This is a genomic window from Mucilaginibacter sp. A5337, from assembly GCF_059690695.1.
Genome location: NZ_JCAWEC010000001.1, coordinates 44,829 through 60,946 on the forward strand (window position 1 = coordinate 44,829; position 16,118 = coordinate 60,946).

The 16,118-nt window shown below is 42.7% G+C and carries 14 protein-coding genes; 11 read left to right on the forward strand and 3 right to left on the reverse strand.

All coding sequences use genetic code 11. From position 1 onward, the window contains the following. Positions 1-517: 517 nt before the first annotated feature. Genes AC59JO_RS00180 through AC59JO_RS00220 form a run of 9 tightly spaced genes read left to right on the forward strand, consistent with a single transcriptional unit; the run spans position 518 to position 9,190 of the window. On the forward strand, positions 518-1,579 hold the full coding sequence (locus AC59JO_RS00180; protein ID WP_497302722.1) for a hypothetical protein: 1,062 nt from the start codon (positions 518-520) through the stop codon (positions 1,577-1,579). Between the two features lie 9 nt (positions 1,580-1,588). Then, positions 1,589-2,416 (forward strand): cytidylyltransferase domain-containing protein, encoded by an 828-nt coding sequence (locus AC59JO_RS00185; RefSeq protein ID WP_497302723.1) that lies wholly within the window; start codon positions 1,589-1,591, stop codon positions 2,414-2,416. 7 nt (positions 2,417-2,423) lie between these two features. Continuing rightward, positions 2,424-3,290 carry a transketolase gene (locus AC59JO_RS00190; protein ID WP_497302724.1) on the forward strand — a complete coding sequence of 289 codons (867 nt, stop codon included), beginning with the start codon at positions 2,424-2,426 and terminating at the stop codon, positions 3,288-3,290. A gap of 1 nt (position 3,291) precedes the next feature. Next, on the forward strand, positions 3,292-4,230 hold the full coding sequence (locus AC59JO_RS00195) for a transketolase family protein (RefSeq protein ID WP_413668619.1): 939 nt from the start codon (positions 3,292-3,294) through the stop codon (positions 4,228-4,230). Positions 4,231-4,241: 11 nt separating this feature from the next. Continuing rightward, on the forward strand, positions 4,242-5,582 hold the full coding sequence (locus AC59JO_RS00200; protein ID WP_413668620.1) for an aminotransferase class III-fold pyridoxal phosphate-dependent enzyme: 1,341 nt from the start codon (positions 4,242-4,244) through the stop codon (positions 5,580-5,582). 2 nt (positions 5,583-5,584) lie between these two features. Continuing rightward, the gene (locus tag AC59JO_RS00205) at positions 5,585-6,388 is read left to right on the forward strand and encodes an SDR family oxidoreductase (protein WP_497302725.1); all 804 of its coding nucleotides are present in this window, start codon (positions 5,585-5,587) and stop codon (positions 6,386-6,388) included. Between the two features lie 15 nt (positions 6,389-6,403). Beyond that, on the forward strand, positions 6,404-7,843 hold the full coding sequence (locus AC59JO_RS00210; RefSeq protein WP_497302726.1) for an N-acetylneuraminate synthase family protein: 1,440 nt from the start codon (positions 6,404-6,406) through the stop codon (positions 7,841-7,843). 2 nt (positions 7,844-7,845) lie between these two features. Further along, positions 7,846-8,805, forward strand: coding sequence for a sterol desaturase family protein (locus tag AC59JO_RS00215; RefSeq protein ID WP_497302727.1), 960 nt, complete (start codon positions 7,846-7,848; stop codon positions 8,803-8,805). A gap of 7 nt (positions 8,806-8,812) precedes the next feature. Then, complete coding sequence (locus AC59JO_RS00220) at positions 8,813-9,190, forward strand: DMT family transporter (RefSeq protein ID WP_497302728.1); 378 nt, start codon at positions 8,813-8,815, stop codon at positions 9,188-9,190. Between the two features lie 9 nt (positions 9,191-9,199). Here AC59JO_RS00220 and AC59JO_RS00225 read toward each other — a convergent pair whose 3' ends face one another. Continuing rightward, positions 9,200-10,117, reverse strand: a complete 918-nt coding sequence (locus AC59JO_RS00225) for a hypothetical protein (RefSeq protein ID WP_497302729.1) — start codon at positions 10,115-10,117, stop codon at positions 9,200-9,202. A gap of 181 nt (positions 10,118-10,298) precedes the next feature. On the opposite strand from AC59JO_RS00225, the gene AC59JO_RS00230 reads away from it, so the two are divergent. Continuing rightward, complete coding sequence (locus AC59JO_RS00230; protein ID WP_497302730.1) at positions 10,299-10,727, forward strand: PepSY-like domain-containing protein; 429 nt, start codon at positions 10,299-10,301, stop codon at positions 10,725-10,727. Positions 10,728-10,984: 257 nt separating this feature from the next. Beyond that, positions 10,985-13,504 carry a DUF5686 and carboxypeptidase-like regulatory domain-containing protein gene (locus tag AC59JO_RS00235; protein WP_413668627.1) on the forward strand — a complete coding sequence of 840 codons (2,520 nt, stop codon included), beginning with the start codon at positions 10,985-10,987 and terminating at the stop codon, positions 13,502-13,504. Positions 13,505-13,719: 215 nt separating this feature from the next. Here AC59JO_RS00235 and AC59JO_RS00240 read toward each other — a convergent pair whose 3' ends face one another. Both AC59JO_RS00240 and AC59JO_RS00245 read right to left on the reverse strand, forming a co-directional pair. Then, the gene (locus tag AC59JO_RS00240) at positions 13,720-14,274 is read right to left on the reverse strand and encodes a histidine phosphatase family protein (RefSeq protein WP_497302731.1); all 555 of its coding nucleotides are present in this window, start codon (positions 14,272-14,274) and stop codon (positions 13,720-13,722) included. A 406-nt stretch (positions 14,275-14,680) separates the two neighbouring features. Continuing rightward, positions 14,681-16,108, reverse strand: coding sequence for a hypothetical protein (locus AC59JO_RS00245; RefSeq protein WP_413668629.1), 1,428 nt, complete (start codon positions 16,106-16,108; stop codon positions 14,681-14,683). Positions 16,109-16,118: the final 10 nt, after the last annotated feature.

Sequence of the window (16,118 nt, forward strand, 5' to 3'; positions counted from 1 at the left end):
ACGAAAAAAAGCGCTTAATATAACAATCCCGAATGGAGAAAACGCTTTGTAAGAAAAATTTTGCAATAGTATAAATTGATTGTAACTTGTATTTCAATTAACCTTGGCTGCATTTTACGTTTTTTTAGTTTTATCTCCTGCACTATAACACTCTGTTTAAGGCAATTAACAGAGCGCGACGTTTGTTAATAAATAATTTACTGAAAATTACGGCTTAACGATTTGATAACTTTGGGTTTTCATTATTTAAAAACTACCCTCCTACATTTATCAAATCATAAGTTTTAGCCGGATATGGCAACTTCTTATTTAAATTCTGAATTAGGATTTTGTAAAGAATTGCCCATGCAATATTTTGATTTTTGATATGATAACTACTCAACCTAACAATATTACTGTGCCATCCGGCCAATTTCTTTTCACGACGATTAACTACAGAATCTTTACAAAATCGGTCTATACCTTAATGCCTTTCACAAACAAAATTTCGGGAATTAAAGCTAATTGAAATAAAAGGATGAAGAAAATATTATTCATTACCGGTTCAATTAACCAAACCACTCAAATGCACCAGATAGCTAATGAGCTGCCTGAGTTTGACTGCTGGTTTAGCCAGTTGTTTACTGATAACACTACCTTAAATACCATTATTAATAAAACTACCCTGCTCAGTGGCACTGTACTCTCTACCAAATTCAGGCTCATTTCTGAAGAGTATCTTCAAAAACATGCTTTGCAAATTGATTTCAGGGCACAGAAAAACAAATATGACCTTGTTGTATTTTGTACCGATTTGATTGTGCCTCCGCGCATGCGTAACATTAAAACCATTTGGGTGCAGGAAGGTATGATTGATCGTTACACTCCCTGGAGCAGTGTTGTTAAAGGCCTAAAGCTTCCCCCTACGCTATGCGGCAATACTTCACTAAACGGATCGTCAAACATCTGTGATGTTTACTGTGCGGCATCGGCAGGTTACAAACAGTACTTTATGGGCAAAGGCACCGCCGAAAGCAAAATTGTTGTAACCGGCATGCCAAATTATGATAACCTGGTTCAACACGTAAATAATGATTTCCCGCATCATAACTATGTAATGGTAGCCACCACAGATATGCGCGAAACATTCCGCATTGAAAACAGGATTGCCTTTATTAAAAAAGCAGTAAAAATTGCCAATGGCCGTCCATTACTCTTTAAGCTTCACCCGAATGAGAATGTAGAGCGTGCTGAAAAAGAAATTTACGCCAATACACCGGCTGGCACATTGGTATACAGCAAAGGGAACACCAATCACATGATAGCTAATTGCTGCGAGCTCATTACTCAATATTCAACCGTAGTTTATACCGGTATTGCGCTGGGCAAAAAGGTTCATTCGCTTTTTGATGTCAATGAGCTTAGAAGGCTTGCACCTATACAAAACAATGGAGCTTCGGCGAGAAATATCGCTGCCATTTGCCGCGGTTTTTTAAACCACAGCGGCGATAAAAAAAGCTTTGACCCGCACTCGGCTATGGATAAATACCAGCTTAAGCCAGACGTCCAATTAACCGAAGAACTAATAGCTAACTGGTAATCATTTACCGTGAAACAGAAAATCTTAATAGTAGTACAGGCCCGCATGGCTTCGAGCCGTTTACCGGGTAAAGTAATGCTGCCTATTTTGGGTAAAAGCCTGCTGGCAAGGATGATTGAACGGCTTAAGATGATCAGCCATGAGGCTGAAGTGATCATTGCCACATCCGAAACGCCTGATGATGATATCATCATCAATGAGGCTATTAACATAGGGGTCCCTTATTATCGCGGCAGTCTGAATAACCTGCTCGACAGGCATTACCAGGCATCAAAGCTTCATCATGCGGATATTGTATTAAAGATCCCATCTGATTGCCCGCTTATCGATCCGCGTATTGTTGATCATGTATTGGATTACTTTTTTGCCAACCAAAACAACTTTGATTTTGTAAGCAACCTGCACCCGGCAACTTATCCCGATGGCAACGACGTGGAGATCATGACCATGGAATGTTTGACCAAAGCATGGGAAGGTGCAACACGCGAACTGGAACTGGAGCATACCACTCCTTATATATGGGAAAATCCGCAATTGTTCAGGATTGGCAATGTAACCTGGCCTGCCGGTTTAGATTATTCCATGTCACATCGTTTTACGATCGACTACGCGGAAGATTATTATTTCATAGAGCGTGTATTCCGCGAGTTATATACAGATAACGATAGTTTCTCGTGCGATGATATCCTTAACCTGCTAACTCAAAAACCCGAGATCTATAACATCAATGCACAATATGCCGGGGTAAACTGGTACAGGCACCATGTAGATGAATTAAAAACCATTACCTCCGCCCAAACCAAACAGGCACCCACAAAAAACTTACAGGAATTATAACAAGCGAATGATAACAGTGGAGAACAACAATTACCAGGAATTAACAGACACCGCTCTGAAGGTACGGGAGCATATCATCCGCATGTCTACCGATGGCGGGTGTTTTACAGGTGCATCGCTATCGGCGGTGGATCTGATTGTTTATTTATATAGTCGCTTTTTGAACATCAATAAGGATAATCTTGATGATCCAAACCGCGATTACCTTTTTCTGTCAAAAGGCCATGATGTACCTGCCTTGTACGGCACCTTTGCAGAACTGGGTTTATTGGAAAAAGAACGTTTAAAAAACCACCTGCTGCTTAACGATCATATTTACTGGCACCCCAATACAAAAATTCCGGGCATCGAGTTTCATTCAGGCTCATTAGGTCATTTGCCATCGGTAGCCATTGGAGTGGCTATGGACTTGAAGATCAGCGGCAGCACCAACAAAGTGATTTGTATTTTGGGTGATGGCGAATTGAACGAAGGTACTTGCTGGGAAGCTATGCTGGTGGCCAATGCTTATAAACTGGATAACCTGCTGTTTGTGGTTGACCGTAACCATTTCCAGGCTAATATGCGTACGGAAGACCTGATTCCGCTGGAGCCGCTTGCCGATAAGTTTGAGGCTTTTGGCGCGGCGGTTAAAAGAATAAACGGCCACAGTTTTGCTGAGCTTGACGAAGCTTTCGGCGCCTTCCCTTTCCAGGCCGGAAAACTGAATGTAATTATTGCCGATACCGTGCGAGGTAAAGGCCTGCCAAGCATACAGGAACGCGCCGACAGGTGGTTCTGCAATTTCAATGCAGATGAGATTGACCAGCTTTTATTAGAGCTGCATGGCCAGCACAATACAACATTAACATCAGAAACTTTAGTGGTGCGATAAGATGAGTTACGAAGAACTTTTAACCCAAACAGCGCTTGCCAACGAGCAGGTGATTGTAATGACTGCCGAAAACCGCGCGCTGGTACGCAACCTGCCCGGCATATTAGGCAAACGCTTTATTGATACAGGCATTACCGAGCAAACCATGATCGGCGCAGCGGCAGGACTTGCCCTGCGTGGCCGTACGCCTGTTGTGCATGCGCTCGCTGCTTTTTTAACCATGCGCGCGTTTGAGTTTGTACGCACCGATGTTGGTATAGCCAATTTGCCGGTTAAGCTTAGCTCGTTCATCCCCGGTTTTTTATCAGACGGTAACGGGCCAACCCATCAGGCTATTGAGGATATCTCGATCATGAGAGGCATCCCCAATGTAACTGTATTTGCCCCGGCCGATGAGGATGACCTGGTAAAAATGCTGCCCCAGATCTGGGAAAGTAAAAACCCTGCCTATACCCGCATCAATACCCGTAAGACCACTTATATCCACGAGCCTTTTACCATAGGCAAAGCCGAAGTAATAACAGAAGGCAGCGATGTAACCATCTTAACCTATGGTTTGCTGTTTGAGCAGGCACTGATTGCCGTTGAAATGCTGAAAAGCGAAGGCCTTTCTGTTGGTTTGATCAACATGCGCAGCCTTAAGCCGGTTGATGAGCAAGCCATACTGAAAGCATCGGCACAAAGCAAGCTGGTAGTTACGCTTGAAGACCATTTTTTAACCGGAGGTCTTTACACCATCGTGGCCGAAGTTTTATTAAAACACCGCACAACCGCCAATGTATTGCCTATGGCTTTGAACGAAAAATGGTTCAGGCCGGCACTGCTTCCTTCGGTATTGGAGCACGAGGGTTTTACCGGTAAACAAATTGCCGAAAAAATACTGGGCTACCAAACTGCCCACAACCAACCACAAATTTTAACACCTGAATTTTCAGAATAAAAATATTGATCATGGCTAATAAAATAGACCTTAACAACGATTATCCAAACATTACCGAGTCAGATAAATTATACGAACGTGCTTTAAAAGTTCAAAAACCGGTTACCCAAACCCTTGCCAAAGGTCCGGGGCAATTTACCAAAGGCATAGCGCCAAAATACCTTGTAAAAGGTAAAGGATCGCATGTGTGGGACGTTGACGGTAACGAATACATCGATTTAAACTCGGCCATAGGCCCAATTTCGTTGGGTTACGCCTACCCGGCCATTGATGAAGCTATCCGTCAGCAATTAAATGATGGTATTACTTTTTCCCTGATGCATCCTTTAGAGGTTGAACTTTCAGAACTGGTACAACAGGTTGTGCCTAATGCAGAAGCGGTAAAGATCTCAAAAACCGGTGCAGATGTTTGTTCGGCAGCTATCCGCGTAGCACGTGCCTTCACCGGCAGGGATAAAGTATTTTGCTGTGGCTACCACGGCTGGCATGATTGGTATATTGGCATCACCAGCCGTAACTCAGGCGTGCCTGAAGCTATCCAGGACCTTACCTATACTTTTGAATATAACGACATTGAATCAGTAAAAGCTGCTCTGGATGAAACTGTTGCTGCCCTGATATTGGAGCCCTTCATTTTTGAAGCGCCAAAACCGGGTTACCTGCAGGAATTGGCCGAGGTATGTAAAGCCAACGGCACCCTGCTCATTTTTGATGAAATGTGGACCGGTTTCCGCATAGCAGTGGGCGGTGCGCAGGAGTATTTCAATGTTAAAGCCGATCTGGCCGTATTTTCAAAAGCATGTGCCAACGGTATGCCTATAGCATTATTAACTGGCCGTGCAGATATAATGGAGCTGTTCAATTCAGAAGTATTCAGCTATACCACATTTGGCGGCGAGGCTTTATCATTAGCAGCCTGCATCGCTACCATCAATGAACTTCGTGATAAAAAGGTACCGCAATATCTTGACGAACATGGCGCTTTATTAAAAAATGGCTACAACAGTCTTGCCATTGAATTAGGCGTTGACAAATACACACGTTGCGTTGGTTTTAACTGCCGCAGCATGGTAACCTTTACTCCCGATGCCGGCAACGGACTGGAAGTAAAAACCTTCATACAACAGGAAATGATAAAACGCGGAGTACTTTGGGCGGGTTTCCACAATATGTGCTACAGCCATACCACCGAGGATATCGACTACATCCTCGCAGCTTACCGCGATGTATTGCCATTGCTAAAAGCAGCCATCGAAAGCGGCAATATCAAAGATCAGCTAAAAGGCGAAGTGTTAGAGGCCGTTTTCCGTAAGGTGAGCAATTATAACATCAAACCTAAAAGTATAGCCTGATCATGGACCTGTTTTCATTAAAAGGGAAAACTGCGGTAGTAACGGGTGCTTTAGGCCTCATCGGCCGTAAACATTGCGAAGCCCTTGCAGCAGCAGGCGCAAACGTAGTATTAGCCGATATAAACGCCGAAGAAACCAGGGCATTTGCCGCCCAATTGGGTGATAACCATTTGGGTTTGGGCGTTGATGTAACCAGCAAAGACTCATTAATTACCGCACTCAATGCAGTGCTTGATAAATATGATTCGGTTGACGTATTGGTGAACAATGCCGCCATTAACGATAAATTCGAGAACCCGGCCATGGCCAAGGAGTTATCGGCATTTGAAAACTATCCGTTGGAAGCTTTTCAGCAATCACTTAACGTAAATATTACCGGGGTGTTCTTATGCTCGCAGGTATTTGGTACGCAGATGGCCTTGCACCGCAGCGGCAGTATCATCAATATAGCATCAACCTATGGAATGGTTGGGCCTGATCAAAGCATTTACCGCGATTCGCGCGGGCAGCAAACTTTTTACAAGTCGGCAGCCTACCCGGTTACTAAGGGTGCTATTATCAATTTCACCCGCTTTTTGGCCGCCTATTGGGGGCATACCGGTGTACGGGTAAACACCCTTTCTCCCGGCGGTGTTGAGGCAGGGCAAAGCGAAGATTTTATTGGCAACTATTCAGCAAAAACTTTATTAGGGCGTATGGCCCAGGCGTCAGACTATCAGGGCGCACTTATATTTCTGGCCAGCGAGGCATCGGCATACATGACCGGCGCTAACCTGGTTGTTGACGGAGGATGGACAGCTATTTAATTTAAACCAACTATTATGAACGAGATTTTGAAACAAAAAGCGGCTGGCATTAAACTATTGCTAACCGACAACGATGGGGTTTTAACAGATGCCGGAGTATACTACAATCAAGACGGCGAGCTTTTAAAAAAATTCAGCATGCGCGATGGTATGGGGGTTGAGCGCCTTCGCAAATTTGCTGGTGTAAATACAGGTATTATCACCGGCGAAAACTCGCCTTCATTAATTAAAAGAGCTGAAAAATTACAGATCACCGAACTTCATTTAGGTATAAAAGATAAGGCAACTATTTTCAAAGAAATCTGCAACCGCTTAAATCTGCAGCCAAACGAAGTTGCTTTTATCGGCGATGACTATAACGACCTGGAAGTAATGAAACTGGCCGGTCTTACTGCATCTCCTGCCGATGCTTTGCCACATGTTAAAGCACAGGTTGATTTTGTAAGTTCATTAAATGGCGGCGATGGCTGCTTCCGTGAATTTGCAGAGATGATCATCGAGGCTAAAAGCGATAAATATCTGTCGGGAACAAGAAATGGAAGCATCACGCTACAAAACGGCCGCGTAATTGGTAAAGGACAGCCAAGCTATATCATTGCCGAAATTGGTATTAACCATAACGGTTCACTTGAAATTTGCAAAAAATTAATTGATGAGGCCGTGGCTGCTAAAGCTGATGCCGTTAAATTCCAAAAACGCACACCGGAAATTTGCGTACCGCGCGATCAGTGGGAAATTATGCGCGATACCCCGTGGGGCCGCATCACTTATATCGACTACAAACGTAAAACTGAATTTGGTATAGCCGAATATGCAACCATCGACCAATACTGTAAAAAAGTAGGTATCGATTGGTTTGTATCTGCCTGGGATGCACCATCTGTTGATTTTATGGAGCAGTTTGATACCATCCTCTATAAATTAGCATCAGCATCATTAACTGATTTCGCTTTGATTCAGCGTATACTGGAAACCGGTAAGCCGTTAATGCTTTCAACCGGCATGTCAACAATGAAAGAGATCGAAACAACCATGGATTATATCAATGCCTTTGACGAAAACTATCCATTGTTTATCGCCCATTCAACTTCGGCTTACCCATGCCCTCCGCACGAGCTTAACCTTAAAATGATCCAGACCCTGGAAAATAAATATCCGGGCATCCCTATCGGTTATTCGGGCCACGAAACAGGTTTGGCAACTACCGTAGGTGCTGTGGCTATGGGCGCAACCTTTGTTGAGCGTCACTTTACGCTTGACCGTGCCATGTGGGGATCTGATCATGCGGCATCTGTTGAGCCGCAAGGCCTGCAACGTTTGGTACGCGATATCAGGGATGTTGAAACCGCAGCAGGTGATGGTGAAAAACGTGTTTACGAATCAGAACTTGCGCCGATGAAGCGTTTGAGGGTAAACATCAGCGACGAATACAAAGAAAAACCAAGCGTTAAATAATAATGTCTCCGGAAAAATTAACTACCATAATTACGTCCATTATCCTTTTTTGCTGGATAGGATTTGTCATAGCCTGGGAAAGGATTTCACCTTACAGAAAAGGTTTGAAGTTTTTCAGGGAAGGCTTTTGGATTGATTTAGTGTGGTATACACTGATACAAAGCTACTTTTTGAAGATCCTCATTTTCGACTATATCATTAAACCCTTAGAGGCGCATTTTGATCTGTCGCATCTGCATTTAATAAGTAACTGGCCTGTAGCATTGCAAGTGTTGTTTTTCCTGTTTACGCATGACCTTTATATTTACTTGTTTCACCGCTTTCAGCATTCCAATAAATTTTTCTGGCGTATTCATGAGGCGCACCATTCTGGTAAGGAGGTTGACTTTCTGGCCGGTTCGCGTTCGCACATCATGGAAATCGTCATCAATCAAACTATTGAGTTTGCACCTATCATTTTGTTAGGTGCAGACCCAATAGTTATACCGATAAAGGCTATGTTAGATGCCATGTTTGGCATGTTTATACACGGCAATATCAAGGTAAACATGGGCAAGCTTAAATACATCATTAACTCGCCACAATTGCATTTATGGCATCACGCCAATTACCAGGAAGTTTTTCACGCCAATTTTGCGACGAAATTCTCATTTTGGGATTACCTGTTCGGTACGGTTTATGATCCGGGTCACACACCTGGCAACAAACCCGAAAACTGGGGCCTTTACTATGATTACCCAAAAGATTACTTTTTACAGCATGCCTTTAGCGTAAAACGCTTTGACGAAAAAAAACTGCTCAAATACCGATGGTTTAACTGGTATTATAACCTACGGCCACGATTTATGGATTGGCTGCAAAAAGTTACTCCGGCTAAAATAAATAAGACACATCAATTGGAGACTGAGGTGCAACCCGTTACTTTAGTAACCGAACAAGAAAACGTACTACAACAAAACTGATAACATATTGGCCTGGTTTTATATTTTAATCGCAGCCGCATTTGAAGCGGCCTGGACATTCTCGCTAAAATTCATGAAATTCAGCGATTTGAAGGCACTCCGTCTTAATTCTGTTTTAAGTCTGCAACATGGCCTGCCGGTATGGTTACCTTTTGTAGGTTATATTATATTTGGTATTGGTAATATCTATTTCTTTTCGCTGGCTATAAAACTGATACCAACAGCAGTAGCATATGCTGTTTGGACGGCTGTAACACTCATTCTGATTAAATTAGTAGAGATTTCGTTTTTAAACCAGCGCCTCTCCTATATGGAAATATTTTTCATGCTACTGATCATGACCGGTGTTTTGGGCTTAAAATTTTATGGTCCGGAAGTGAAATAAGAATGGCTGTTATTTGCCTAAAGCTTCCTTTCTTAGTTTAGCCTTCAAACCATCAAACCGTACCCAGTAAAGGTGGCAATCCTTTTCGCTGGTGCCTTTGGTATAAATGAGGTATTTACCATCGGGAGTAACGTATTCGCCCCAGCGGTGTGCATCACCATCGTTAATCAACAGGCCCAGATTCAGCGGTGTTGTCCAGCTGTGATCGGACTTACGGAAAGTGATCCCGAGCTCACACTCATAATCCGGCTTTTCCTTATAACTGATAATCATATATGACTCATCAGACGCCACATAAAAATCGCCATCGAATGCAGGCGTATTGATAACCGGGCCAAGGCTTTTAATAACAGTATCCGTCTTGGAAATGGTAAGCGTGCAAAAATCGTAAGTACTATAATCTTTTACATTTCCCGCATTAGCATTGCTGCCAACATAAAAAGTTCCGCTGTTGGTCGGCATAAACTCATACAGGCCGTAATTCTTTGCCAGGAAAACCACTGGATTTGTCCAGCCTGTTTTATTGCGATGCGATATAAAGACATAAGAGTGTTTACCATCGCCCCTCCCCGCAAAGTACATGCTTTTCCCATTGATAGAAAAAGTTGGCGTAAAGTAATCGTAATTAAGTACAAAAGGACCACACCACCTATCACCGTCATATTTAAAATAACGGAGCCTGCTTCCTTTTGAGTTAAACCAATGCATGGAGTTTCCATAATAAAACTCCTTGCCATCTGCTGAGAAAGCCGACCTGCCCATAGCTATGCCGCTATCGGGCACTAACATCTGTGGTGCGAAAACACGCGGGGTATCATTGGGCCGCCGCTGCCCAAGATAAGCTTTCTTGCTGTTGAAAAAGTTGCTTTGAGCGCTAACACTGCTATAAAAACAGCACAACGCAAGCATAAAAATCAAACTCCTCATAATAACTTGGTTAAGTTTATTTTATTGAATTTATGATCTGCAAAACAAAGTTATCGGTGGTAACTACAAACACTGGTTCAAACCCGTTCAAGTTTGTTTCAATTAAAATCAAACCGGTTGTATGTACCATATTCCTCCAGATTGCCCTCGTACATTAGTGTAAATCAAAATAAAAGCACTTATGAAAAAGACTTTTTTACTAACCATCGCGGCTGCCCTGTTGGGTACCGGCACCATGGTAAAAGCAGCCGGCAACTTAGAAGTACCAGCCGCTGTAAAGCAAAGCCTTGCCAAAAAGTACCCCAATGCAACCAAAGTAACCTGGGAAAAAGAGAAAGGGAATTTTGAAGCCAACTGGGGAGGCAAATCGGGCGAGGATACTTCAGTGACTTTTACCCCCAAAGGCGAGTTTGTAGAAGAAGTAGACACCATACCGGTTAACCAGCTGCCATCTGCTGTTTTTGAATATGTTAAAACAAATTATAAAGGCGCAAAGATCAAGGAAGCAGGTCGTGTAACCGATGCTACAGGCAAAAAGATGTTTGAGGCGGAAATAAAAGGGAAAGACCTGTTATTTGATGAAAAGGGGAAATTTCTTAAAGTAGATTGAATAGGCACGTCACAATGCTGTTAACCTTAAAATAATACATTCTTCAGAGACAATTCAAATTTAATTTGTACGTTTAGGAAAAAAGAAAGCATATTCCCGGCGTACACCCGGGAATATGCATAAAACTGAACCCTTTTGTTTTTTTAATCTACCACAATTTGCTATCTTCTTTTGAGATTTCTTGCCGTACATCAGGTTCATTAAGACGGCTATTCCCATATATTTTAACTCTACTTTTTATAATCCCGCTCTGTGGCATGGCGCAGCAGCCTGATAGTGTAAAAAAAACATCGGCACAAATAATAACAACTATCCGCGGACAGGTGGTGGATGATGTTTCCGGGCAACCACTTCCGGGTATTAACGTCAAAGTTGTTGGCGGCAGGTATGGAACCATTGCAGACCCCGATGGAAAATTTGAGTTAAACGCTCCGGGGGCTTTTACGCATGTTACCTTCTCTTACATTGGCTATCAAACCCTTACCAAAGTGATCAAACCCGGACAGGTTAATGTTTTGCATATAAGATTACACGGCAGTCAAACCCAGTTAAAAGAAGTCACCGTAGTTGCCGGAAAAAAACAACGTTACCGCAATAAAGGAAATCCCGCAGTTGAGCTCATTCAGCAGGTTATTGACCATAAAAAGCAAAACCGGATGGAAAGCGCTGATTACCTGCAATACGACCAGTATGAACGGATTAATTTGTCATTTATTGATGTTCCGGCTAAACTGATGAACAGCCGTTATTTTAAAATGTACCAGTTCATGCTTGATACGGTAAAAGATAACGGGCAAACCCAGGTGCTACTCCCCACCTATCTCAGCGAAAAACAGTACCAAAATTACTACCGCAAAGATCCTGCTAAGTCCATCCGCATATTAAAAGCTCAAAAGGAGGCTAACATACTTAAGTTTATTGATACAGCAGGCCTGGATATTTATATGAACCGCCTTTACGGTAATGTAATTGATATTTATGATAACAATGTTTTTATCATCACCAACCAGTTCCTGAGCCCTATTGCCGATCACTCTCCCAATTATTACAAATTTTTCATTACCGATACCATACAAACAGGCAAAGAAAAACTGATTGAACTAAGCTTTACACCACGCACCAAAGGCGATTTGCTTTTTGAAGGTAAACTGCTTGTAAGTATGACCGGCAACTATGCTGTGCGAGGCTGTGAGCTTGATGTAAACAAGCAAATCAACATCAATTTCATGCGAACGCTCAAGATCACGCTTGATTTTGAGCAGAACCCTAACGGCCGATACTTTTTAAGTAAAAGCGATGTTAAAGCCGACTTCGGCATATTGAAAAACAAAGGGCTTGGACTAATGGGCGAGCGAACGGTAATATTTTCCAACTACATAACGGACAAACCGCTTCCAGCCACATTTTATGAAGGTAAAGAATTGCAGATAGCTCCTGACGCAGACAAACCCGACACTTCATACTGGGCTCGTAACCGGCCAGATACGCTGTCCGATCATCAGTCAAAGATGTACCCGCGCATCTCCAGGTTAGAAAAAATGCCGCAATTTAAACGGGCAACCTGGTTTGCAGCTACTTTTACAGGCGGTTATGCTAAAGCGGGGCCTGTGTTGATTGGCCCGATCGGAACAATTTACTCACGTGACAGCCAGGAAGGATCACGGTTTCAGATTGGCGGGCGCACCAATCCCGAGTTAAGCAAATCGATTTATTTTGAGGGTTTTGGCGCTTATGGCACGCGCGACAAGGCTTATAAATATAATATCGCAACTTTCTACTCATTTAATAAAACACCTTTTTACCGCTACCCCAACGATTACCTTAAGGCCAGCTATTTAAATGATGTCGACGTACCGGGAAGAGATCTTTCAACCATCAACCAGCAGGCTGCGCTTTCATCGTTTTCGACAGGAAAAACAATCTACTGGCTTTACAGCAAGATCGCTAAAATTGAATATGTAAAGGATTTTGAAAACCATTTTTCGTTCGATCTCGCATTCAGAAACTGGAACCAGCGACCTGCGGCCTCTCTGCTATTTCAATACAATAACGACGCCAATACTTTGATGCACGACCTAACCACCAGTGAGCTCAACCTCGCCTTCAGGTATGCACCGCATGAGCAAATCTTACAGGGAACAGTATACCGCCGCACCGTCTACAGCAAATATCCGATCATGAATTTGCAGATCAATCATGGCTTTAAAGGCTTGTTTAACGGTGCTTATGATTTCACGAGTGTTAAAGCAAGCATCTTCAGGCGCTTCTACCTATCTCAGCTTGGTTATACTGATATTACTGTGCTCGGAAATTATTTAGTAGGTAAAGTGCCTTTCCCGCTCCTGAACATCGCCCCGGCAAATCAATCGCTGGCTTATGACGAGGATGCCTATAACCAACAAACCTATCTTGAGTTTGTAAGTGACCATTATGCCGGTATCAACTTAACTCATAGTTTCAGCGGTTTTTTACTGAATAAAATCCCGTTGATAAAACACCTGAAATGGAGAGAGTTTCTGTCGGCCAAAGTGCTATTCGGCGGCTTGCGTAACGAAAACAATCCACTCTATTCACCTAATTTGTTCCGGTTCCCGGTAGGTGGCAACGGAGCAAATGGCACTTATGCTTTAGGCACTAAACCTTATATAGAAGCCGGAGTAGGTGTAGGTAATATCTTTAAGTTTTTGCGGATAGACGGGATCAAAAGGTTTAACTATCTTGACCACCCGGGAGCCGCGGAATATGGTGTTAAATTTAGTTTCGCCCCGGATTTTTAAAGGAAAAATTAAATATTATAAGTATTCATTGCCGTTGACTTTAGTCAACGGAATAATCGTAAAACAAGGAGGCTTTAGCCAAAATACCACCTGAATAGTTCGGCTAAAGCCAGCTCTTACTATTTACTTTACCGTTGACTAAAACCAACGGCAATGAAACCTTTATTTTCAAACTATACCATTTACTACTACAACCGGGACTTATATAATCGCATTTAAAAATTACAATCTTTTCCAGGATCGATATTTTCCTTGTCGCGCGAAAGAACAGCTTCACCATTCTTGAAATTAACAATCCAGATACTGTCATAATCGTCATCAGGCCATTTCAGGTTATCCTGTTTTACACCTAATGATCGTACAATTGGTGCTATACCGCCATGTTCCCATACCACCAATATTACACCGGTGCGGCTTTTTAAATCGGCAGCCAAGCCTAAAGAGTCCTTTTCTGTACGGGAGCTATTTACCGTTAAATTGAACTTAGCTGCAAACGGCACAATAGTTTGAAACATCCTGGAATGTTTGGTAGCTTCACCCAACCCTAAGCCAGGCACAAATATCTTATCAGGAACACCAAATTTTGCTGTTAGTACAACCGGTAATTTTAGCGATCTGTTTATCCCCTGGCAGTTCAGATTATCACCTTTAACCGGCTTCTCGGCGTGACGGATAAATACAATTTTTAAATCAGCAGATTGAGCCTTAACCGACAGCATAGCTAATGGAGATATGATAGATAAAAATAGGATACAAATGACTTTTTTCATTTTGTAATTGAGTTTATAAAAAAGGATGAGGCTGTATCATAAGTCAATTGCCCCCTCGGTGTTGTGTTACATATGAATTGAAATTTAGCCGATGATATTTATACAAAAGTGGGCAAGCATGCTTTTTGAAGAAAACACAATCAACTAACTGATTATTAGATACATAATTAAATATCTATACAAAAAAAGGGGGTTAACACTTTTTTTGAGAAAATCGAACTCAATAAACTGATTATCAATTACATAATTAAATGTTAACCCTAAATTATGTTAACCCTGTTAACCCCCATTTTGTTAGTAAATTCAACCCGGAATTATATATCGCTTAAGTATCTGAATAAGTCAAAAAATGAGGCTGATCATGATTTATGATACAGCCTCATCCTTGGGCAAATAGTTACTAATATTAATGCTGATTTCCGGAACCGTTTAACTGGTATGCGCCCAAATCGGCACCCGGTAATGTAGCCTCTGATAAACCATAGATCTTATCCAGCGGTACTGTAATAGATGGCTTAATAGTAGTATTGCCCTTACCAATCAACGGCGAGCTGGCCAGCAAATGGAAATTGAAGTTCCCGATAGCGCTGTATTGGTACAATGGGTGGCCAACAGTAGGAAGCGGGAAGTTCAGGAACATCGGGTTATTCTTCTGTACAACATCACTACCATCATAAATAGATCCTAAAGTATAATTTGAAGGCAGGTATTTTGCAGATGTTGTGATTGAAGGGATATCCGTGCTTTGCGGCTGCGTGATATAACCGGTTGGGTAAAACTGGTTGGCTACACTTAATGAATCGGCCCATTGATAGTTATTACCGTATGAAAGGTGGGCAACATCGGCAACCGGGCTGCCTACCACACGATAGCCAAACTTACAGTTAATAGCTACGTTGTTATAATACATACCCGCTGCACCTTCTTCAAAGTTAATACAACCACCACGACCGCTTTGCACCTGGCGATAACCACCGCTAACAAAGGTGTTATTATACATAACGATATTAGTTTGCGGAGCACCGGTAGCCTGACCTTTGTTTGATGCCTTTTGTCCGTTGGTTGCAGTACCGATAAACATATTGTAGGCCATGGTACCAACAGTACCGCCCTTGGCATTTAGACAATCACCTCCGCTAACACCGTTTTTTTCAAAAGTATTTCTGAAGATTGCAATTTTACCGGCCGAGATCCGGATCGGGTCATCCACCCCACCGTACAACCAGGAATCTTCCATGATAAAGTTTCCGTTATAGTTGGCAAATAAAATACTGTATTGATTGCCTGTACCTGAGCCTGCAATGGTTGATGTAGCTTTCCCCTCGGTTAAACCGGCGTATTCCACGTGTGTCCACCTCAATACTAACAATTTACAGGTAGGGCCGCCTATAATACCTTTCCACTTACCTGCATATGCCGGGTCGGCGGCGGCAGTAAGGCCACCCGGGGCATCATTTTTTACAATACCCGGAACGGTGATCCAGTTAGGCTGATTTTTTGAACCGTTACTTACCAGGGTACCAAGTGCTATAAGGCTGCTTCCGGCGCCCATGTTCAATGTAACCCCTGGCTGCATTAGCAACGTATCAGTTGGATTAATTACCAAATCGCAACCATCTTCAACAGAATAGGTCTTACCACTAAGCATAGTACCTTTTACCGGGATTACTGTTGAACCGCTTGAGCTGCATGAAAGCGGCGCCTTATCACTTACCGGGTTAGCTGCCGGCGGCGTATAGCTGTAAATGTCCATGTGCTCACCTTTCCATTTCTGGCAACCGGAAAACGCGGCAGCCATCAGGATACAAATAACTGGGATTATATATTTTTTCATCGTTACGTTT